General features: G+C 59.1%; 21 protein-coding genes. 10 read left to right on the top strand and 11 right to left on the bottom strand.

The window, feature by feature from the left end; genetic code table 11:
• Positions 1 to 22 precede the first annotated feature (22 nt).
• From BLW21_RS19610 to BLW21_RS22175, 4 genes are all read right to left on the bottom strand, one after another.
• Positions 23 to 4,426 carry a CusA/CzcA family heavy metal efflux RND transporter gene (locus BLW21_RS19610; RefSeq protein WP_092743602.1) on the bottom strand — a complete coding sequence of 1,468 codons (4,404 nt, stop codon included), beginning with the start codon at positions 4,424 to 4,426 and terminating at the stop codon, positions 23 to 25.
• 198 nt (positions 4,427 to 4,624) lie between these two features.
• Positions 4,625 to 4,954, bottom strand: coding sequence for a DUF6660 family protein (locus BLW21_RS19605; RefSeq protein WP_092743600.1), 330 nt, complete (start codon positions 4,952 to 4,954; stop codon positions 4,625 to 4,627).
• Positions 4,955 to 5,141: 187 nt separating this feature from the next.
• A complete protein-coding gene (locus tag BLW21_RS19600) occupies positions 5,142 to 6,233 on the bottom strand; it encodes a replication initiation protein (RefSeq protein ID WP_245711972.1) in 1,092 nt (363 codons plus the stop codon).
• 966 nt (positions 6,234 to 7,199) lie between these two features.
• Positions 7,200 to 7,472, bottom strand: coding sequence for a DUF1905 domain-containing protein (locus tag BLW21_RS22175; protein WP_217633894.1), 273 nt, complete (start codon positions 7,470 to 7,472; stop codon positions 7,200 to 7,202).
• Between the two features lie 274 nt (positions 7,473 to 7,746).
• On the opposite strand from BLW21_RS22175, the gene BLW21_RS19590 reads away from it, so the two are divergent.
• The 4 genes from BLW21_RS19590 (at position 7,747) to BLW21_RS19575 (ending at position 10,064) form a co-directional block, all read left to right on the top strand.
• On the top strand, positions 7,747 to 8,148 hold the full coding sequence (locus BLW21_RS19590; protein WP_092743597.1) for a hypothetical protein: 402 nt from the start codon (positions 7,747 to 7,749) through the stop codon (positions 8,146 to 8,148).
• 53 nt (positions 8,149 to 8,201) lie between these two features.
• Positions 8,202 to 8,708 (top strand): hypothetical protein, encoded by a 507-nt coding sequence (locus BLW21_RS19585; RefSeq protein WP_092743594.1) that lies wholly within the window; start codon positions 8,202 to 8,204, stop codon positions 8,706 to 8,708.
• 148 nt (positions 8,709 to 8,856) lie between these two features.
• The gene (locus tag BLW21_RS19580) at positions 8,857 to 9,084 is read left to right on the top strand and encodes a hypothetical protein (protein WP_073112424.1); all 228 of its coding nucleotides are present in this window, start codon (positions 8,857 to 8,859) and stop codon (positions 9,082 to 9,084) included.
• Positions 9,084 to 10,064, top strand: coding sequence for an ATPase (locus tag BLW21_RS19575; RefSeq protein ID WP_092743592.1), 981 nt, complete (start codon positions 9,084 to 9,086; stop codon positions 10,062 to 10,064). Before BLW21_RS19580 ends, BLW21_RS19575 begins: the two co-directional genes overlap by 1 nt.
• 234 nt (positions 10,065 to 10,298) lie before the next feature.
• On the opposite strand, the gene BLW21_RS21370 is transcribed toward BLW21_RS19575, so the two are convergent.
• The 4 genes from BLW21_RS21370 to BLW21_RS21650 form a co-directional block, all read right to left on the bottom strand.
• On the bottom strand, positions 10,299 to 10,862 hold the full coding sequence (locus BLW21_RS21370; RefSeq protein ID WP_139255337.1) for a hypothetical protein: 564 nt from the start codon (positions 10,860 to 10,862) through the stop codon (positions 10,299 to 10,301).
• Between the two features lie 3 nt (positions 10,863 to 10,865).
• Complete coding sequence (locus BLW21_RS19565) at positions 10,866 to 11,642, bottom strand: ParA family protein (RefSeq protein WP_092743590.1); 777 nt, start codon at positions 11,640 to 11,642, stop codon at positions 10,866 to 10,868.
• A gap of 302 nt (positions 11,643 to 11,944) precedes the next feature.
• Positions 11,945 to 12,346: a transposase family protein gene (locus BLW21_RS19560; RefSeq protein ID WP_245711973.1), complete on the bottom strand. Its 402-nt coding sequence runs from the start codon at positions 12,344 to 12,346 to the stop codon at positions 11,945 to 11,947.
• Positions 12,347 to 12,386: 40 nt separating this feature from the next.
• A complete protein-coding gene (locus BLW21_RS21650) occupies positions 12,387 to 12,713 on the bottom strand; it encodes a helix-turn-helix domain-containing protein (protein ID WP_175471060.1) in 327 nt (108 codons plus the stop codon).
• 917 nt (positions 12,714 to 13,630) lie between these two features.
• Here BLW21_RS21650 and BLW21_RS19550 point away from each other — a divergent pair.
• The 6 genes from BLW21_RS19550 (at position 13,631) to BLW21_RS19525 (ending at position 19,533) form a co-directional block, all read left to right on the top strand.
• A complete protein-coding gene (locus BLW21_RS19550; RefSeq protein ID WP_092743584.1) occupies positions 13,631 to 14,155 on the top strand; it encodes a BfmA/BtgA family mobilization protein in 525 nt (174 codons plus the stop codon).
• Between the two features lie 6 nt (positions 14,156 to 14,161).
• Complete coding sequence (locus tag BLW21_RS19545; RefSeq protein ID WP_092743582.1) at positions 14,162 to 15,181, top strand: DUF5712 family protein; 1,020 nt, start codon at positions 14,162 to 14,164, stop codon at positions 15,179 to 15,181.
• A gap of 48 nt (positions 15,182 to 15,229) precedes the next feature.
• Positions 15,230 to 17,515 (top strand): TraM recognition domain-containing protein, encoded by a 2,286-nt coding sequence (locus BLW21_RS19540; RefSeq protein WP_092743580.1) that lies wholly within the window; start codon positions 15,230 to 15,232, stop codon positions 17,513 to 17,515.
• A gap of 102 nt (positions 17,516 to 17,617) precedes the next feature.
• The gene (locus BLW21_RS19535) at positions 17,618 to 17,869 is read left to right on the top strand and encodes a hypothetical protein (protein WP_092743578.1); all 252 of its coding nucleotides are present in this window, start codon (positions 17,618 to 17,620) and stop codon (positions 17,867 to 17,869) included.
• An 18-nt stretch (positions 17,870 to 17,887) separates the two neighbouring features.
• A complete protein-coding gene (locus BLW21_RS19530; RefSeq protein WP_092743576.1) occupies positions 17,888 to 19,297 on the top strand; it encodes a Fic/DOC family protein in 1,410 nt (469 codons plus the stop codon).
• Between the two features lie 20 nt (positions 19,298 to 19,317).
• Positions 19,318 to 19,533 carry a hypothetical protein gene (locus BLW21_RS19525; RefSeq protein WP_092743574.1) on the top strand — a complete coding sequence of 72 codons (216 nt, stop codon included), beginning with the start codon at positions 19,318 to 19,320 and terminating at the stop codon, positions 19,531 to 19,533.
• A gap of 57 nt (positions 19,534 to 19,590) precedes the next feature.
• Here BLW21_RS19525 and BLW21_RS19520 read toward each other — a convergent pair whose 3' ends face one another.
• The 3 genes from BLW21_RS19520 to BLW21_RS19510 form a co-directional block, all read right to left on the bottom strand.
• Complete coding sequence (locus BLW21_RS19520) at positions 19,591 to 20,160, bottom strand: hypothetical protein (protein WP_139255336.1); 570 nt, start codon at positions 20,158 to 20,160, stop codon at positions 19,591 to 19,593.
• 142 nt (positions 20,161 to 20,302) lie between these two features.
• Positions 20,303 to 20,698, bottom strand: coding sequence for a hypothetical protein (locus BLW21_RS19515; RefSeq protein ID WP_092743570.1), 396 nt, complete (start codon positions 20,696 to 20,698; stop codon positions 20,303 to 20,305).
• A 67-nt stretch (positions 20,699 to 20,765) separates the two neighbouring features.
• The coding region (locus BLW21_RS19510) for an Abi family protein (protein WP_139255335.1) at positions 20,766 to 21,450 on the bottom strand (685 nt) is incomplete at its 5' end.

The raw sequence follows: 21,450 nt of genomic DNA, 5'->3' as shown, positions 1-21,450 counted from the left end.
AATTGATTTCAGGGAGAAGAGATTACTGGGCTGCCGTGCCCAGCAGGTAGTCCAGGTCGATGGCGGTTTGGTTATGCGCCAGTACGGCGTCGAGGTAGGCCGTGCGCACGCTCAGGGCGCGCTCCAGGTTGAGCAGCAGCTCGGAGTAGGTAGTTTCCCCGGCTTTATAGGCCAGTTGGCTCAGACGCACGATAACGGCCGATTGGGGCAGGCCGGTTTGCTCGTAAAACTGCACCCGGCGCTGCTGCTCCTGTAGGCGCAGACGCAGCTCATCGAGTTGGGCAGCGGCTTCGGCCTGATACCGCTGGTAGGTAGTCGTGGCGACCTGCTCCTGCAGCTTGGCCGCCTGCACCCGCGCTTTCTGGGGGCCGCGCAGCAGCGGAATGGCCACGCCGGCCTGCACGCTCTGGAACCGGTCGCCGGTGCCGTAGGTCGTGGCCTGCCCGTCCACCTCGTAGGTGCCCCGCAGCGACTGGTTGGTGTAGCCTATCGTCACTTGCGGCAGCCCCTGGGCCTGCTCCACGCGGGTTTCGGCCCGGCGCTCGGCAATCTGCTGCTGCAGTACCCGGGCCTGGGGCGTGGCGGCCAGTACCGCCGTGTCCGCCGCTGCTCCGGGAGCGGGCAGCAGGCGCAGGACACTATCGGCAATGGCGACGGGCTGCGTGGTTTGCAGCAAGGCCTGCAGCTGACGCTGGGCAATGGCGTAGTCGGCCCGGGCCTGGATGAGCAGGTTTTGCGTCTCGCCCTGCTGAATCAGGGCGTTGGCCGGTTCCAGGCGGGCCACCTCGCCGGCTTTGAAGCGCAGCTGCGCGGCGCGCAAAAACTCGGTGTAGATGCTGTCCTGCCCGCGCAGCGTGCGCAGGCGGTGGCGGGCGTGTACGGCCTGCTCGTAGCTCAGGCGCACCTGCCGGCGCAGCTCGGCCTGCACCTGGGCCAGCTGCTGCTCCCGGCCCCCAATCTGGGCCTGACTCAACCCCGCCTGGGCTTTGTAGTAGCCTGGCAACGCCAGCGACTGGCCGATGCTGAGCACGTTGTCCGAAAGCGGGGAGTTGACCTGCCCGTAAGTGCCCAGAATCGTGGTACGGCCCACGTCAAAGGAAGTCCGGCGCAGGGCCTGTTGGGCTTCCAGGGAGCGTTGGGCGGCCTGCACCGTGCCGTTGGCCTGCAGCGCCTGCCCCACGGCCTGCGTGGATGTAAGCGGCCCCTGCGCCCGAGCCGGTACCGCGGCCAGCAATCCACCCAGCACGAGCAGCAGCACCGCAACCGGTACGGCCGCCGTCGGCCGCGGCTTTTCTTCTCCCGTTGGTTTGGACTTGCGCTCTGACAGGGCGTAGAGCACCGGCAGCACCAGCAGGGTGAGCAGCGTGGCCGTGACCAGCCCGCCGATGACGACGGTAGCCAGCGGGCGCTGCACCTCGGCCCCGGCCGACTGGGACAGAGCCATCGGTAAAAAGCCCAGCGAGGCCACGGTAGCCGTCATCAGCACCGGCCGCAGGCGCACCTGCGTGCCTTCCAGAATACGCCGGTAAAGGTCCGTGTGGCCTTCTTCCTTGAGCTGGTTGAAGTAGCCGATGAGCACGATGCCGTTGAGCACGGCTACGCCGAATAAGGCAATGAAGCCCACCCCGGCCGAGATGCTGAAGGGCATGCCGCGCAGCCACAACGCCAGCACGCCCCCAATGGCCGAGAGCGGAATGGCCGTGAAGATGAGGATGGACTGCTTAAAGGACTTGAACGTGAAGAACAGGAGCACAAAAATCAAGAGCAGGGCCACCGGCACGGCAATACTGAGCCGTTCGGAAGCCTTGCGCAGGTTCTCGAACTGGCCGCCGTAGGTGGTGTAGTAGCCCGGCGCGAACTTCAGCTGCCGGTCTACTTTGCCCTGCAGTTCGGTCACCACGCTTTCCACGTCGCGGCCCCGCACGTTGAAGGCCACCGTGATGCGGCGCTTGGCATCGTCGCGCTGAATCTGGTTGGGACCTTCCTGCAGCTCCACCGAGGCCACCTGCTCCAGGGGGATTTGCTCGCCATTGGGCGTCGCCACCAGCAGCTGGCGCACGTTGCCGATGTTCTGGCGCAGCTCCGGGGCCAGGCGCAATACCACGTCAAAGCGGCGCTCCTGCTCGAAAAGCTGGCCGGCGGTCTGCCCGGCAAAGGCCGTTTGCACGGTGCGGTTGACGTCTTCCGCGTTGAGGCCGAAGCGGGCCAGGCGGTTACGGTCCAGCTTGACCACGATTTGGGGCAGGCCCGTGACCTGCTCCACGTACACGTCTTCGGCCCCTTCCACCTGCCGCACCAGGCGGGCGGCCCGCTCGGCGTAGGCAGCCAGTTGGGTCAGGTCCTCGCCGTAGATTTTGAGCACCACGTCCTGCTTGGCCCCCGAAATCAACTCGTTGAAGCGCATCTGGATGGGCTGCTGGAAGCCGAAGGTGACGCCGGGAATCACGCTCAGCGCTTCGGCCATCTTGCCGGCCAGCTCCTCCTGGGTTTTGGCGGAAGTCCACTTTTTCTGGTCTTTCTCCAGAATCACCATGACGTCGGCCGCTTCCACGGGCATGGGGTCGGTGGGAATTTCGGCCGCCCCGATTTTGGCCACGACCTCCTTGACTTCGGGAAACTGCTTCTGCAGGATGGCCCCGGCCTGCAGGCTCCGGTCCACGGTGTAGCTGAGCGAGGAGCCGGTGAGCGTGCGCAGCTCAATGGCAAAGTCCCCTTCGGCCAGCTGCGGAATGAACTCCCCGCCCAGCGTGCGGAACAGCAGCAGCGCCCCGACGAACAGGGCTACGGCCGAGGTGAGCACCACGGCTTTGCGGCGCAAGGCCCACTCCAGTACCGGCCGGTAGCGGGCTTCCAGCCAGCTCATCATCCGGTCGGAGAAGTTGCGCTTCACTTCCGTCGAGCGGCTCAAAGCCAGCGCCGACATCATGGGCACATAGGTCAGACTCAGGATAAAGGCCCCGATGATGGCAAAGGCCACGGTCTGGGCCATGGGCCGGAACATCTTGCCCTCAATGCCGACCAGCGCCAGCAAGGGCAGGTACACAATCAGGATGATGATTTCGCCAAAGGCGGCCGAGGAGCGGATTTTGCTGGCGGCGTGGTACGTTTCCTCGTTCATCTGGTCGGTGCTGAGGCGGTTACCCGGAACTTGCAGCTGCCCGCCGTGCAGGCGGTGCACGATGGCTTCGACGATAATCACGGCCCCGTCTACCACCAGCCCGAAGTCGATGGCCCCGAGCGAGAGCAGGTTGCCCGATACGCCGAACAGGCGCATCATGGCGATGGCAAAGAGCATGGCCAGCGGGATGACCGAGGCCACGACCAGGCCGGCGCGCCAGTTGCCCAGAAACAGAATGAGCACGAACAGCACAATGAGCGCGCCCTCAATCAGGTTGGTTTTCACCGTGCCGATGGCGCGGCCCACCAGCTCGGAGCGGTCCAGGTACACGTCGATGGCCACCCCCTCCGGCAGGGATTTCTCCACCGTCAGCATCCGGGTTTTCACGTCCTTGATGACATCGTTGGCGTTGGCCCCTTTCAGCATGAGCACGATGCCGCCGGTCACTTCGCCTTCCCCGTTGCGGGTCATGGCCCCGTAGCGGACGGCGGAGCCCAGGCGCACGTCGGCCACGTCCCGCACCAGCACGGGCATGCCGCCGGCGGTGCTGCGCACCACGATATTGCCCAAATCGGCGGCGTTTTCGGCCAAGCCCTCGGTGCGAATGAAGTAGGCCGTGGGCTTCTGGTCGAGGTAGGCCCCACCCGCGTTCTGGTTGTTGCGCGAGACGGCCTGGTAGACCTGCTCGGTGGTGACGTTCAGCGAGCGCAGGCGCGTGGGGTCGAGCCGGATTTCAAACTGCTTGAGCTGGCCGCCGAAGCTGGCCACGTCGGCCACGCCGGGCGTGCCCAGCAGCTGCCGCCGCACAATCCAGTCCTGAATCGTGCGCAGCTCGCGGGCGTCGTACTTCTTCTCGAAGCCGGGCTTGGCCCGCACCAGGTACTGGTACACCTCGCCCAGGCCGGTGCTAACGGGAGCCATTTCCGGCCGGCCGATGCTCTCGGGTATCTGGCTCTCGGCCTCCCGCAGGCGCTCGGCGACCTGCTGGCGGGCCCAGTAAATGTCAATCTTGTCCTCGAAGACAATGGTCACGACCGAGAGGCCAAAACGGGAAAAGGAGCGCACTTCCTCGCGGCCGGGAATGGTGGCCAGGCTCTGCTCGACGGGGAAGGACACGAGGCGCTCGATGTCGCTGGCGGCCAAGGAGGGGGCCACCGTGTAGACGACAATCTGGTTGGTGGTGATATCGGGTACCGCGTCAATCGGCAGCCGGCTCAGCGAGTAGCCGCCCCAGGCCACCAGGGCCAGGGTCAGAATCCCGATAATGAGCTTGTTGTGAATGGAAAAATGAATCAGCCGGTCAAACATCCGTTGCTGTGGGGGTTAGGTCTAACACGTTCAGTGAATACCTGCTCGCCCGGCGGTTCCGGCTACTGGGCGCGGGAACGGCGGGGATGAAACGCACCCGTAGGAGCCAACGCCACGCGTTGGCAAGCTCCGATGAGCCGGCTCCGCACGGAAGCAAGCCGCCCGGGCAGGGTGGTCAGCAGGAAAAAAAGGAAAGTATTAGGCCTGGGGCGGCTGCCACACAGAACCGAGGGCCCGCGTCGGGGAGCCCACTAGCAGCCGGCCGTGCTGGGGGCTGGTGCCCCACTCAACCGACTGGGGGTAAACGGCTACGGCCGTGCCTGGCAGCGTGACCACGATGCCCCCGCAGCAGTGGCACTGACAGAGTGGCGAGCACCAGTCGCCCAGGGCGTCCGTGCTGTAGTCCGAGTGCGTAGCCGCTGCCACCGTCGATTGCGCCTGGTCCTGACACACGGCTACCTCATCCGTGCAGGTTATGCAGGAGAGGAAGGCAAAGTAGCAGGCAAAAAATAGGCTGAGCAGGCGCATGAAGCGGCAAAGGTACTAAATCCCGGGAGCCGGAGTTGCTTCTACCGCAAAACGCCGGGGAAGGTTCCCAACCAGATAATCAGAAAGCATTAACGGTCCCACAGCCAGAGAACGGTTATAGCAACGTGAGAGAAGACTTTAGCTCAGCCATACGGTGCATACACAGAAACGGGATTTTACGGCGTATTTATTTCTTGTCAAACCCCAGCGCGGCTTGCACCACCTGCCGGGCCAGCAGAGCATCCTTCTTCTTCTCCTCGCTGATTTGCTTGCCGACCCGTACGAAAACGGCGTTGCAATATTTCTGCTTGTCGTCAATCTTCTTCTGGCTGTTCTCCTTGAGCTGCCACTCCCGCAGCAGCTTGCGGGCTTCGACTACCTCCATCACTTTGAGGTAAAGCGCGATGTTGCGGTCAGTTACTTTGAACTCCCGTAGCCGGTCAATAACCGGGCGTAAGATTTCGTCGGCCAGCCACGAGGCCGGGATAACGGTAGACTGCTTGTGCAGCAGCTCGAAGCGCAGGCCCACAATCTTCTTCCGGCCCCGGCCCGCCCGGTTGGCTTCCAGGATAGGATTGTAGACGAAGGCGCAGGGCGTCCTTTCCAACTCCTTTTGTGCCCCCAACACCGTTTTCTTAATCAATTCGTTGGTGTCGGCGTGCTTCATCACCGGGTTGCCTTTCCGGTCCTTTTTGGGGGAGCCGTACTTATCCATTTCCTGGCCGCAGTCCATGAGCAAGCGGTATTCCTCCAGTGATACTTCCCACCAGCCGGTATCCCGAAACGCGGATAGTATCTCAAAGAACCGCATGCTGTACCAGCTATGCAGGCCCATATAGCCATCCAGCTTATAGGTCGAATACTGACCAGCAATCTGAACGAAGTAAGGGGCGAGCTGCGGGTTCAGAATGATGGTAATGATGCCATCCTTGAAGCCTACGCGTCGTTCCTTGGTCGTATCCAGCAGGTGCCGGATGTACCACTCGCTCCCGTCCAGGCTCTCAAATTCCCAGGTGACGTGCGCCAGTTCGTAGATAGCCTTTTTCAGGAAGGAATATGCCGTGTCCGTATCAATGTCGGTGCCCTCGACCACGGAGGAAACCCGCAGCTGATAATAGTCGCGCAACTGCAAGTCATCTTCCTTGATTTGCTCCATCACCCGCGCCATAATGCGCTTGCCGTACACGGAAATTCTACGCTGATGGGCGAAGGTGGCCGCCCAATGCTGCTTGACCCGCGCCAGCGCTTCGGGCTCATACTGCAGGTCTAGTTCCAGCATGGGAACGGGCAGGGTAACGCGGGGTAGTCGGTTTCCTAACATCTAGCCGATAGGTTACGGTTGCAGCCACCAGAGACACTTTTGCCTCATCCAGTGATATCAGGCCGAAACATACGGCTAAAAAACCAGCTTGTGTAAAAGTGCGCAGGTTTATTACCTTAAAGAAGCAGGTTTATTACCTTAAAGAAGCAGGTTTATTCACTCAGATTCACCTTAAAGAAGCAGGTTTATTACCTTAAAGAAGCAGGTTTATTCGATTTACTCCTTATTAGTTACTATTAGAGTTTAACTTACCATCTTCTTAAAATAACCTACAACTTTGTTACGCGAGAACGAGAAGCATTTAGGGTATAAAACTGTGTGGACAAGTCGAGAATCAACAAAACAAGACAGTCCAAAAAAGCATATACGCGAATAAACCTGTTTGTACTTTTTCAAGATTTAATTATCTTTTATTGCTATATGCAATTGGCTGTTGTACTAGCTTAATTACTACTCCAGCCCCCACCTTACCGTCGGCCGGGACCAGTCGAGCCGGGAAGAGCCAAATTAGTGCCTCAAGAGGCTGCAGAATCGACTCGCAGCTGCTCAAGTAGCGCTGCTACCATCCGACCGCCAAGCCGCGCACAGGGCAAGTTTTAGCTATTCTCCGATGAAGCCAAGAACGGGTGCGGCATTCACTACCCATGGACCTTGGTTACAACTGTAGTCCAAAAGTTAAATGAGCGGCCATACTGCCTGCTGAAGCTAGGCTTATTGTGAACTCACCTAGTGGTACTCTGCAAGTCAAGCGTAGCAATCAGGGCCAGGATTTTCTTTTCCTGTCGCGTGGCGTCCGGCTGAGAAAACACCTCGTGCAGTAAAGCTCGTCGGTCTTCGGCTTTGCAGGCGTTAAACGACGTCAACACACCGGCGTCGTCTAGGCAAGCTAGTACCTCGGCTTCGCGGACCAATACTGGGTTAGGCTCACGGTAGAGCGTGACGCGCACCGTGTCGCCAGCTTGCTCTCCGTGAATGCTGGCGGATGGCAGCATTCACGGAGAGCATTTTGTCTTGATTTTTGCGCGAGGCCAAATTCCGTGATTCAACCGTGTAGTCATCTATTGTGCCCGACACCTTGATGTGACCCCACGTACCGGGAATATCACGCGAGTTCGGGATGATAAGGTGATAAGTCCAGGCTCCTTTGCCCGGCCAGTGCTGAAGCACTAACTCTTGGTCTCTCACGATGTAGCTCATAGCTACCAAGACCCCCAGAACGGGGGAAATGTTGCCAGACAACCAGAATGGAGGATTGAGCAAAATCTTTCACTTGGCCACGGTCCGTCAACTCTTGGTTCAAGCCACAATGAGATCAATACCACCATGCACTAGCCTACTTGGGGGCAGTGGGGAAAAAAGGCTGAACAATATTAGTAAATCATGCTTTTATAAATGTATGTTTTGCAAATGAGGGTGCGTCTATTACGTTTAATAAGTATAAGCAACAACGTAATAAAACGCCCATTTAGCCATGGAAAGTACCAATCTGTACCGCCCCGCCCGCCGCATCCCCACCACTCGTCTGGCTAAAATGCGCGCCACCCACGCCGCCAAGAAGGCCGCAACTGAGCAGGCCCGCCAGGAAGCGGCCCAACTGCGCCTGGCCACGCCCGAGTTTACCGCCGTGCCCAGCCTGAAAGCCTTGCCGGGCGGGCTGCATTGGTCGGCCCAGCAGCCGGTGCCCCCAGTCGGGGTGTACGTGAGCGCTAACCAAGGCGGGAAGGTCGAAACGGTGAAGGTGTTGGGCTACTGCCACGCCGCCGGCTTTATCGGCCTCGTGACCCAGCCCTTCCACCCCGGCAGCCGACGTGCCCACAAGATGCACCCCCGCGCCCACTGCGTTTTCGGCAGCCAGCTTGCCCAGGCAGCCTAGCACCAGCAGCCGGATAGCTCCCAATCTATTTTCTCAATAGGAAATCTACCGCTATGAATACTACTCCCGCGCCGAAGCAGCCCCAGATTAGCCCCTGCCAGTGGCTGAATTCCGTGACCCCTTGCCCGCAGTGGCTGGGCTATCCAACCCGCCTGAGCCTGCCAATCAACCTCGATTGGTCGGGAGATTCGGCCGTGCCTGAAATCGGCTCACGCGTTCATATTCACATGAACGGCTTTGGTCCAGCCGTCGTGCGGGCCTATTTCCACGCCGACGGGTACTTGGGCGTAATCTGCCAGCCGGACGAAATGCCCGAATGGTACCAAAAGCAGGCACCCGGCGTAACGCTAGGCCATTTCTTCGGCCGCGAGTTGGAGCCACGCCGGCCTCAGTCCCCGCAGCAGCCTGCGCAACCCGTGCCCAACTGCCAGGCCGAGGAAGCCCTCACCGGCACCGCGCAGGATTGGATACCGGAGTACCCTCCCCAGGAGGAGCCGGACGACAACCAAGACAGCGGGGAGTACCCCGAGCATCCCGGCGACGAGCAGCGCGACCAGTAGGTAAGCCGCAGGGGTTTCCTCCTTTTTCCCCAACTGCCCCTCCCCTCTTTCAGTGCCTGCTGGCCGGTTGCTGCACTCATTTTCTTGGGCAAAATGCCACTACTTTACCCGCGCTTGCGTTATATTCGTGTACCCTTTGCCTCCTGCCATGAACTCCCCAGTAACCAACTTTCTCGCCCAGCTGACGACGCCGGAGTTTCAGAAATCCATTGGGGAGCAGTTGCGCGCTGAGGCAGCTGCCGCGAACACCTTCCTCTCCTACCGGGACGAGCAAGGCCGTTACGTGCATGAATACCCTGCCACCGGCGAGGTGTACGAGGTTTCGCTGACCCAGCCACAGACGCGCCGGCTACTGCTTGACGCTGTAGGAGCCTAGTGAGCGAAGCGCGGCCGGTGGAGCAGCAACCAGTACTCTATGTGTTCGCCGGCCCAAACGGCGCAGGGAAAAGTACCTTGTTCAATGCAATGGCGGCTCGTAGTTCATCGGTGGAACAGGTGAACGGCGACGTATTGAAACAGCAGAATCCCCAGCTCAACGGCTTTGACGTGGAATCGATGACCGCCCAGCGCATCAAAGAGCTACGTGACAGCAGGGTTTCTTTCTCGGTTGAGAGCAACTTGGCCCAGACCAACGATTACAAGCTGATTCATGGCGCTAAAGCAGCCGGCTACCGCGTTGAGCTGGTGTACGTCAGCTTGGAGTCGGTGCGCGAGTGCCAGGACCGGGTACTGAGCCGAGTAGCCAAGGGCGGGCACGACGTGCCCCCGGCCATCATCGAGCAGCGGTACCACCAGTCCCTTTCCCTGTTAAAGCAGAACTACAAGGAGTTTGACCGCATCGAGCTGATAGACAATACCAGCCGGCCATTTCAGCCGGGTGCGCTCATCGAAAAAGGGCTGATAGCTCCTTTGCAGTCACCGCCGCCGGAGTGGGTGAGGGGTGTCGTAACCCATGTCCAACGGATGGAGCGGGTTAATCAGTTGTTAGCTCAACCGGCAGCGGACATGCAGCAGGCAACTATTCGGGTTACGGAAGCAGCGCGGGCACCAGGCGCCCGCGGCCAGGCCGAGGCGGTACAAGCGGCCGTTCGCATGAGCGGGGCACAGGTAAGCGACGTGCAGCCCGCTGCAGCGTCAGAGCAGGGCCAGCGGGTTAGCTACCTGAACGTGCAGTACAGCTTGAAAAGCCCGGAGCTAGAGCGCATCAGCACCACGCTTGACGCGGTGCACCGGCAGTCTGGTAGTGAAGTGATGGAAAGCGCTAAAGACCAGCAGCGCCGCTGGGTCCCAGGCCAGGCGCGGGAGGCCGGGCAGAGCCAAGCAACTGAGCGTGGCCAGGACCAGCAAGAGCGCTGACCTCTCCCCTCCCCTACTCAGGTGCATCAACAAAAAGCCCCGGCTTGTCCAAGCTGGGGCTCTTCTATGTCAGGAGGTGCATTGACCTCAGAAAGCAGGTTTTTACTGCTATTCCAACAACAAGGGCAGCCCTGGTAGGAACTGCCCTTGGTTGGCGCTACAGCGCCAGAAAGGAGAAGCCAGGTGCCGGCGACCAAACCGACGACTTACCCCTAACCAGTGCTGCAAATTACGCTATTTACTTTCCGCTGGCTTAGCCGGTAGCTTGCCCTGCTTGCGCAGCTGCGCCTCATAGTGCCGATGGGCGGCGACCAGGTACGCCTTTATGCTGACCGGGCTATCCTCCCCTTTGGGCAGCAGCACCAGCGCCAGCCGAATCTCATTCCAGACGCTTTCCGGAATTTTTACCGAGCGTTCGGTTTCCATCAGTACGGCATCCGGGGCGGCCGGCTTGCGCCCACGCCGGGGCCGTGCAACGGGGCTAGCTATCGGAGCGGCTGCCGGCAGCGTGGGAGCCACCGTGGCCACCGATTGAACAGGCGATGCTGGCTGGCTGGTCGATGCAGCTGAAGGCTCAGGAGCCGCTACGGGAGCCAGCGTTGGCTTGGGGGCCACCGGGGCATCGACCGGAGCCAGTGGGGCTACTGCAGGGTCGGTTACTGCCGGCGCAGCGTCAGCAGTCGTGGCACTGGTTGATTTGACTAGCTCCCCATCCATGCCCGCCCGGGCCTGATTCCGTCGCTCAGCAGAAACGGGAATACGCTGCCGTGGCTCGATTTTCGGTTTCTCGATACCCATTGCTTAGTTGGTTTTAGTGGTTGACGTATCGGCCGACTCGCTGAGCTGGCTCCCGGCTTTGCGCTGGGGCAAGCCCAGGCGTTCTATCAGTTCCTCACACACGCGGCGTATTTCGGCATCCGTGTCCTTGTTGCCGCCAGCGTAGGTGCGGTAGGTAGGGTTGAGCAAGCTATAGAGCGTCGAGGCCCGGCTGTAGGCGGTGCGCAGGCCCAGGGAGGAGTTGAGGCGCGAGAGGCCCAGCCCGTCGATGTACTCATCCATGTCCTTTTCTTCCCGCCGGCCGGCAACGCGCTTGGTTGGAAGGCCGAAGTATTGGAAATCCAGTTGGGCCTCCTCCGCAGACTGCTTGATAGCTTCCAGAATGCCCATAAACTCCGCCGTAGACGCCCGGTCCAGGTAATCCGATACCAGAGGCACAATTACAGCGTCGCAGGCCGTGAGCGCGTTGAAAACATCGTCGCCATCGGCCCGGCCGGGTACGTCGATGATGATAAGGTCGTATTCCTGATTATCGGGATTGTCGATGAACTCGAAAATCTTATCCAGGGCCAGCGGGAATACATCGTAGGGGTACTTAGCCGCAGGGTCGGTTTTCTGAAGGTTAGCCAAATTGTGCGCGTCCAGTTGAGCACGGGTTTTGACGATGCTCTGCTGATAGTCGCAATCCAGAACGGCAATCTTTAGCCCATACTCAGTGGCCAGGGGAGCGGCAAGCACGAGTAGCAGGGTTGATTTACCGGAGCCGCCTTTTTGAGTGGCAAAGCTGATAATTTTGGGCATGGGTTTACTGGTTAGGGTTAATGAACTTTGTGCCGGGTGGTCAGTCAGGCGGATAGCACAAACATACAGGAAAAGTGGCGAAGTATTTATGTGGCGAAGTAGCGAGGTAGCGACGAAGTGAGGTAGTTAAGTAGCGACGTAGCGATAAATCTAAGTAGTTAAGTAGCGACGTAGTGAAGTAGCGAATTAAATATTATAGTAAGAGGTGGCGAAGTAGTCAAGTGGTGAAGTAGCGAGAAAACGAGAGTGTTGACACAGTGTCGGTAGCGAAGTAGTTAGGTAGCGAAGTAGTAGACTTGTTCCTAAATAAGGTTTGTTTTTTTCTGCGTCAGATGCCAGTTCCAAATACCGCAGGCAATGGCCATTATCCGGTCGTTAAATGAGTTGGATTTGTTGCGGTACGTTTGGGCGACGCAGCCCAAGCGTTTGGCCCCACTGATAGCGTGTTCAACCTTAACGCGGCGGCGCGCGTGGGCGCCGTTGGCGGCGCGTTGCGCATCGGTCAGCGCCGCGACGGGGCATTTTTTGCTGCGGCGGGGCTTGCGGTGCGGCAAACTCACGGGGGGCAGGTCGTAATCCGCCACCAGCCCCAGGTAGCCCAAATCGGCCAGCAGCTCAAACAGGTCGAGCAGTCCCAGGTTTACATCAAATTCATTTTTAAGCAGTTGATAGTCATGGGTGGCCCCGTTCGTGGTGGGTCCCAGGTAGTGAATGTAGCGGCTGGGGTCGGCGATGAGCGTGTTTTTACGCGTCAGTCTTTTTTTTGCCCGAATAGTCGGCCTTCTGGTCTACCAGGGCCTGCGGCCGGTGATGGGGCCGTTCGGTGGCATCGAGCAGTAGAACGGGCACGTCGGCAAACACGGCTTGCATCTGCGCCAGCGAGTCAATGGCACGGGCCGGCAGCACGTTCAAGGTGCGCAGGGTCCGTTCCAGGGCTTTGGCCAAGTGGTGGGCATGTTCACAGGCTTTGGAGCGGGGCAAGCCAAACGTGGCGGCCAATACATCGAAGGTGGGATACGTTTTCAGGTAGTACAGGATGAATAAAAGCTTCTGCTGCGAACTGGCTAACACGCCTTTACGCCCGCCACCCGCCTTACGCTTCCGCGGATGCTGGTCTGTGAAACGTGCATCCGCTTCTTGCTGGCAGCCGCTAGTAAAGGGCTCAGCCAAAGCGCAAAAAGTGGCCATATCCAGCCCCGTCAACGCCCGCATCTGGCGGTCGTCAACTATCGTATTCACGTCAAGCATGCCCAAAAATACTATTTGGGAACAAGTCTAGTGAATAAAAGATAGTTTATTGGTATTATAAGTAGCGAAGTAGCCAAGTGGTGAAGTAGTGAAACATTAGACAGTACTTTACCAACCCTTTGGCCTTTGTAGGTAGCGATGTAGTTAAGTAGCGATGTAGCGAAAAAATCAATAGCAAATCGATGTCTGATATTTCCAGGTAGCGAAGTAGTCAAGTAGCGAGGTAGCGATTGCGTACTCAGGAGGTGTAATAAGATGCGTATTTTGAAGTAGCGAAGTGGTGAAGTAGTGAGTAAATGGTTAAAGAGGGATTATAGCGATACTAAGGGTTTCTGACTGAAAGGTGGGGAGCGGTTAGTAGAAGGCTAGGTAGGCTATTCTCCCAATGGCCCATCTGGTTCAACATATCACATAGAAGGTAGCGCGTCAGGGGGTATCAGTCTAGGCCCTGGTATAGTAATTCTAACTCGTAGCTTAGCAGCAGTCTTAGCAATAGTGGCAGCTGATGATTTCACGGCCGTAGACAACATCGGGCAGCTAAAGCCGTACTGATAGTCGTTCAATTCTTTTTAGCAAGAAGAGTAACACAAATGCAGTGCTAAAGCATTGTATTTGTGTTACTTGGATTTCAGCAGAGCTGAAATAATGTGATTATTAGACTTAACGGTCTGATTTATAGCATGTGTTTGCTCACAAGATGTCGTTGAATCGTAGTTTTAGCCACTGTTTCAGCTGTAGAAATGGCCAAAGAGCAGAAACCGCAGATTCGGGTAAATGCAACCAGCCACGGGGCCGCCGCTAAAGCCGCCACCCGGCTGAAAATGAGTCTTGGTGAATACACCGAGGCGGCGTTGGACTACTTCACAAGCCGGCAACTCAACCCAGCGGACGACGTGGCTCGCGAGGGCCAGCTAATCATGCAGCAGGTGAAGAAGCTGGGCGACCGGGTTTTCAGCTATATGCAAGAGGAGGAGCGCAGCTTGCTGCTCCCGATGCTGGAAGAAATGCTGCGTTCCCGTATCACGCTAGAGCGGGTTCTACGAATGAATGAAATCTTGGTAAACAACCTGAACGGACAGTTGAGCCTACTTAACGAAGGCCAGTTGGCGGCGCACCGGGAGACGCTGAAGAAGCTACGGCAGCAGAATGACGAGGCGGTAGAGCGGCAGCTAAAAGAGGCGCTGACCGGTGCTCAGCCCGTTGGTTCAGGCAAGACAGTAGGGGAGGGGCAGCCGGGGAAAAAGGATACCGAACCGAGCAGCTAAGCCAGTATGTACGTTAAGCTAATCAATCCTTCGACGCACGGTAAAGCCGCTTATGACAACAGCGGCAGCAGCGCGCAGACGCTCAATTATCTGAAGCAGGAAGCGGCTAAAGATGGACAGACAGCAACGTTTTTTGGGGCTGACCGCGACGGCATAGAAGCGGCAGAACTGATGTATGAAATCGACACCAACGTGAAAGGATTGCGGGCGGATGATGCCAAGTTTTACTCGTTGGTGATTAGCCCCAGCGCCGACGAGTTGGAGCATATCGGTAACGACGAACAGAAGCTGAAAGCCTACACGCGGGCAGTGATGGAGCAGTACGCCGGCAACTTTAAGCTAAAGGAAGGGCGGCAGCTGCGCAGTGAGGATTTGGTATGGGGGGCCACCATCCATCAGGACAGAAGCTACCGGGGCACTGACCCCGAGGTGGCCGCCGGCCAAGCTCAGACGGGCGAGAAGAAGTCCGGCCTGCAAACGCATATTCACGTCATCGTGAGTGCCCGCGACCGGAGCCAGAAGATAAGCCTCAACCCCGCCGGCCGGCGGCAGCGGTTCGACTTAATCAACTGGCAGACCCAGGCGGGCAAGCAGTTTGAGAAGCAGTTTGCCTACACCGCGCAGGAGCACGAAAAGGTGAAGGTCAAGCCGCGTGACGCCAGCCGCGATGCCAGCCGCGCCGCCAAGATTGGAGAGCGGATTGCGATACTGAACAAGCAGGTGCCGAAGGCGCAGCAGCTTGACCCAGCGCGGGTGCAAAAGATAGCCCAGGGCCGCGAGTACGATAAGACCTTTTACCGCTCACTGGCTACCGTCGAACGCCGGGCGAAGGCGGGGGAGCCCATTGATAACGCGTACCACCTGTTGACCACCGGCCGGGAGCAGCCTCAGCAGCAGCAAGCAGCCACCAGTGCCCTGCGCGCCTTGCAACAGGCGGTCCGTTCCGGCAGGGGCCGCGAGGAGCAGACCGAGAGCATCGGCGAGAAGCGAGGCCGTACGTCCGGGGAACTTGATATTGAAATGTAGCGCCACCACCTAAAACGCTTATCCTTTCCAATAACCATCTACACAGTTATGTCTAGCCAACCACCCAGGGCTGCACCCAACACCCAGAACGTCGGGCTGATTTTCGTCCTGCTACTGCTGGCCATCATCGGCGGCGAGTATTACACGCTGCTTCATCGTGACGAGATAGCCCAGGCCCGCGCCGTGCAGCTCACCCAGCCCGAGATAAAGGCCCTTACTCCCAAGGAAAAACTAGCCGCCCGGATTGCCGCCATCAACGAGCGCCAGCGGCAGCGCAAGATTGCCAAGGCGCAGCTCGAAGCCGGCCAGGTAGTAGGGGAGGGGGGCGCACATGCTGCCGTTTCCGCGACTCACGCCACCGACCAGGCACTGAGTAAAAGCGTGGCCCGCGCCGAGGCCGTAGCGAAGGCGGGCCAGGGGTTCAAGTCGAAGCTTCTAGTGAAGGCGGCTAAGTTCTACGGCCCGGCCGGTGTATGGCTACGGGCACTGCTGCTGCTGGCGGGCCTCGTGTTAGTGTTCGTGCAGAAGGCCACGGCCACGGTGCCGGGCAAGCCAAAGCGCAAGCCCATCAATCAAAAGGCATTCCGCGTGGTGGCCGGAATAGGCGCGGCCGTGTTCCTGATTGCCGGCTACGTGCTGCTGAATATGCACCACTACACGCCCGGCTTTATCACGTTCGGGTATCCGGGTGCCGCCGCGGCCGTACTGGCCAGCGGTGGGCTGGTAGGGCTGCTGTGGGCCACTACCAAGCGCCCAGCCTTCGGGCTGACCACCGAGCGCAAGAAGATAGAAACGCCGGACGGCATCTATTTCCGCACGGCGGATGGCGGTTGGATAACCATTGCCAACCCGTACCGGGGCACGCTGGTACTGGGCGGGGCCGGCGCGGGCAAGACCTTCTCGATAGGGGAGCCGATGGTAGAGCAGTTTGCCTACAAGAATTTCGCCGGCCTCATCTACGACTTTAAGTTTCCGGTGCTGGCGGAAACCGCGCAGAAAGCGTTGGTTCTGGCCGAGCGCCAGCGGGAGAAAGAGAAGCAGCAGGCGGCGAAGTACGCCGGCAGCATGGTGGGCAAGGCCGCAGCTAAGCTGACCACTGCCGAGCAGGAACTGGATGAGCCGCCGGTACAACTGCACATCATCAACTTCCGGGACCTGACACGCAGTGAGCGGGTGAACCCGCTGCGGCCCGATGATATGCCCGTGGTGGCCTTTGCCGAGGAATACAGCCGGGCTATCATCAATAACCTGAATCCATCCAGCATCCGCAAGATGGAGTTCTTCGATACCAGCGCCGTGGCGTATCTGACCAGCATCATCTGGTTTTACCGCAAGCACTACCCGGCGCTGTGCACCATTCCCCACGTCGTAGCTACGGCGATGCACGACGACTTTAAGCACGTTTTGAGTATGCTTGACACGGACCTGGAGAGTGGCGACCTGGCTAGGTCCATCATTACCGCCGTAAAGCAGAAAGCGGAAAAGCAGATAGCCGCCGTAGTGGGCACGCTGCAGGTGATTCTAACCCGGATTAACAGCCCGCAAATCGTGTGGGTGCTGACGCCCAACGAGGCGGAGGGGGAAGGCTTCTCGCTTAATCTGAATGACCCGAAGGCCCCCAAGCTGCTGTGCATCGGCAACGACCCAACCCTGAAGGAGACGTTCTCGCCGGTGGTGTCGTGCGTGATAACGGTAGCGCTAAAGCTGATGAACCAGCAGCGCAAGCACCGCAGCTACGTGTTCCTCGACGAGGCCGCGACCATTTACGTGCCCGGCCTGGAGCTGATACCGGCCACGGCCCGTAGCAACAAGGTAGCGATGGTGTACATGACGCAGGACCTGAGCCAGATGACGGATGCCTACGGCAAGGAGAAGATGCAGGTAATGGTGTCGAACCTGAACAACCAGTTTTTCGGCAAGGTGAACTCACTGGAAACGGCCAAGTTCATTTCGGAGCTAGTAGGCCGCGAGGACAAGGAAATGATAAGCACCAGCACCGGCACGAGCCAGGGCGGGACCGGCCGCCGCAACAGCAACTCCAACCAAAGTACCAGCTACCAGGAGCGCAACCTCGTCCGGGTGCAGGATACCATCGGCCTGCAGCAGGGGGAGTTCATCGGGCAGACGGTGGAAACCGAGAGCACCTTTTTCCAGGGTACTATCACCCGGCCCGAGTGGACGGGGGACCAGTTTCCCCTGCACCCGATGGTGAGCTTTGGCGGGCCAGATGACGACCCAGAGAAAGCCCTGGCCGACGCGGTGCAGGAGAATTTCATGCGGGTGCGCCAGGAGGTAAGGGATACGTTGGCCCTGCACGTAAACACCTTGGCATGAGGTGTAAAAATCGCTGCTGAATAACCCGAAAAAGGGCCAAAAAACGACGTTCAAGACATGTTTTTCGTTTAAGTGATATCCACTCTCTCTTACCAGAATTCTATGCAAGTACCTACGTTTGCCCTCGCCGCTGCTGGCTTAACGTCCGAGCAACTGCGCGCCCGCCAGGAGCGGGAGCGCCACGCCTCCAACTCGGTTTCTATTCTGATGAGCAACGGCCCTGCGCCCAGCGAGGAGGTAATGGCCCTGATGCAGCGCTACGTCGATGGGGAACTGACCTTAGACCAGGTGGACGAGCTGAACCGCGCCCGCCTGCAGGCCACGTACGGCACGCCGGCCTCAACTGAACAGTAACCTGCAACCATCCAGCGAATGGCAGCCAACGACAAGTTCAGCGACGAAAACGGGATACTACTCAACAAATTCGGCATCAAGGATGCCGAAGTGCTACGGCAGGTGGAGAATGATAGCGCCTTGCCCAAGCTGGCCAAACTCAATGAGTCGGGCGGTATCCAGGGCGGGCAGTTTGACCATGCCCACTTGAAAGAGCTACACAAAAAGCTTTTTGAGGACGTGTACCAGTGGGCCGGCGAGACGCGGGCCGACCGGGGATTTCAGGGTAACAAGGCCACCTACGTTACCGGCTTCAAGGAAACTATGACCTATGCCCCGCATAAGGAGATTGAGCAGCGGCTAGGGGCCATCGGGGAGCAACTGGGTAAGGAGAACGGCTTGAAGGGCTTGGACCAGGACAAGTTCACCGAGCGGGCTGCCTACTACATGGACCAGTACAACCACACGCATGCTTTCCGCGAGGGCAACGGCCGCACCCTGCAGGCAATGGTTACCCAGTTGGGCAAGGAAGCCGGCTACCAGGTGGACTTTGGGAAAATATCGCCCGAAGTGCTGAACCGTAGCCGCGACGAGGCGATGGTACGGCTGTACCCCCCCGCCGAGGCTGATAAGAACCTCAAGCCACTCCGGGAAATGTTGCAGCAGATAACGACGCCGGCACCGGGAGCCGCGGCCGAGAAGCTGCGCGACCCCAGCCTGGCCGCCGCGACCCCGGAACTGTCGTCGGCAATGAAGGCAATGGATGCCCGGCGGGAACTGGAGGTGACGGGCTACCGGGCGGCAAACGTCATTGCCAATATGCCCGGCCCCGGCAATTATGACCAGGGCGTAAAGCTGGCCCAGCGGGTTTCAGCGGTTACCCATGACCCCGTGGCCATTAAAGGTCCCGGCATTATTGAAATGCAGCTGGCCGCTGACAAGATTCTGAAGCATCCCGGCATGAAGGACATGACGTTGGACTTGGAAGACGCCAGGCGGCTACGTGCTTCGTCGGTGCAGGTGGCGCAGCTAGCCGAGGGCAAGCAACTGGTGAGCCCCCAGCGGCAGCCGCAAGCCGCCGCGCCGGCCGCCGCTGAGCGCACGGCCAACCCGGCTGCCATTGTGCCCAAAACCCACGAGGAGGCCCAGCCGCTCTTTATTAAGGCGGCTCGCGAGGTGGCCAGGGGTCTAGAAGAAAACGGCAAGGGACTCGATGCCGCCCGCCTGCGGGAGGTAGCCAAGTTTGTGGAGCGCAGCCCAGCAATTGCGGGCATGAACCAGGAAAACACCCATAAGGCCATGCAGGCCGCCAGCAGCATTCCGAGCCTGAGCAGCAACAAGTACACCGACGAGCTGCGTAATTCAGTCAGTGTGCTGGAAAAACCACCTAAAACGATTGAGCGTGGTGGCCCCGGCGCCGGCCGCGAGAGTGGCGGAATTGAGCGCTAATTCAACTTGAAGCCCCGACTATGGAAGACGACGAGCTACACTTTATGCAGGATATGCTAGCTGGCACCGAGCTACTAATGTGCAGTGCTTGCGGCGAGGAAACGCTCCATGCCCACGAGGAGGTACTGGACGTGTCGCCCGTCGCCACGGAGTTGAAAATGCAGTGTACTTGCTGCCAGACCACCCGCACATGGACGGACTGGACGCCGCCCCACCAACGAATCCAATTGAACTGAAACCGGCCCCGTTGCTAGCAGCGGGGCTGGTTTCCTGCACTACTTTTTGACAACTATTTAGGGCCTGACCAGCGAAATAGCTTCCGGGTCCGGGTTTCCGCCCCCAGCCGCTATCCGTTCCTTCAGGCCCGCAATCCACCGCCCGGCCCCGTGGTTGTCCTTCGGGTTAATCAGCACCAGGAACTCGAATAGGGCCAGCGCTTCGGCCCACTTCTTCGCTTTTTGCAACTCCATGCCCATGGCGTAGTAGGCCGTGAGCACGAAGCCGTTACCCGTGGATTCGTAGAGCAGCACATCCCGACCTTCCTCGAAGGCTTTGGGAAACAAGACCCGGGCCTGCATAAACGCCTGCATTTGGTATGTGAGGCCCAGGCCAGGCGTCCGGTTGTTGAGCAGCATTCCCAGGTGCGAAACGGCATCCAGGTGCAACTCCCCGCAGGCGGCCATGATGCGCCGGTAGATTTGCTCCGCTTCCAGGGGCGCGGCCGTGTGCAAAGCTTTGCCCTGCTGAAACAGCGCCTCGTGCTGTAGCACTATGGCCGGATACACCACGCGCCAGTGGCGCGGCTGGTACTCTATCATGCGAAGCTGGTCCATGCGCGGGGCCGATAGGAGGGGGGAACTCAAAAATACAGAGAAGCGGAACACCGCTCCCTTAGCGGGAAATTGTGTTCCAACTTCAACGGCCCGTAAATAGGCCAAGACTATGCTTAGCGTATAAATCCGCCCGATTGAAAGATGGGTTGATGCCCCAGTTGAGCTACTAACCCTATACCTCCGCGTCGAAGGCGGCCAGCTCCTGTTGAAAGCGGCCCAGACGGCCCTTTGTCTTCAGGAAGAGCATGTAGCGCGTCTTGCCCCGTATCGGCCCGACATCGAAACCCAGTAGCCTGGCCTGATAGCCGAAAATGCCCAGCAGGCTCTGAATCAACTTGGGCTCCTGCTTAACAAGGGGGCCATAGTACACCTGGTGCAATTGTTCGGTGGCGATGGCCAATTTCAGGTCCGTGCAGCGCTCCAGTAGCTCCGGTAGGGCCGTCGGCTCGTAGGAGCGCAGATACCCCCGCACCAAGCGTAGCGCGTCCTCATACGTTACGGCAAACGAGGCGTCGAACGAGGGGAAATCGGCTTCAAATCGTTCGGCGGAATCATCATCAAACGTCATACAGTCCGGGGCAGTAGTAAAATGATGGCAAAGGTAGCAGGGGAAATGAAGCTTGTTTTGCCGGTGGCTACGGCTCCAGCCACATGATTTCCTGATCCCAGCCGGCCGGGAACCCCATGTGCTGCCGGTGCAGGCCCGGAGTAATGAGGTTGTATTCGCGCAGCAGCGCCACCACGCGCCGCCCAAAGCTGGACGTCTGGCTGACCTGCACCATCAGGAAGTTGAAGATGGAGAGGGTGTAATAGATTTTGGAGTTGATGGCCGTGACGTTAGGCTCGGTGAGCCAGTAGCCGGCGTGGCCCCGCTGGTTGGAGAGCATCGGCTTCATGGAGATGTCCCACAGGCGGTCGTGATGCGCGCACTTGTTGCGAACCACGTTGATGCTTTGCATCCAGGAGTCGAAGACCCGTAACGCTAGGTTGAAGTGGTTGGCAATGGCCAGCTTGGGCGTGGTATCCACGAATTGGGTGAACACGTTGTAGAGCGTCCCAAAGGAGAGCAGCTCCAGCACCATCCAGGCGGGCGGGTTGCGGGGTTGGTCGTAGAAGCGGTAGTAGTCGGCGATAAAGGTTTTGCTTTTGGCCCGGTCCAGTTCACCCCGAATGGTGGAGAGGAGTTTAGAGGAGGCCGCCTGCTCGGCCGGGGTACTGCGCTTAAAGAAGCGGGCTTGCTCGTACCAGTTGTTGTCGCCGGTGTAGCGGGTGATGTGGTAGATAATCTGGGTGCGAAACGATATTTCCAGCCGCTCAATG

It is taken from the genome of Hymenobacter psychrophilus (assembly GCF_900107135.1).
GTDB classification, from domain to species: domain Bacteria; phylum Bacteroidota; class Bacteroidia; order Cytophagales; family Hymenobacteraceae; genus Hymenobacter; species Hymenobacter psychrophilus.
The sequence above is the reverse complement of the archived record's forward strand: the minus strand, read 5'-3'. Positions and strand labels throughout refer to the sequence as shown.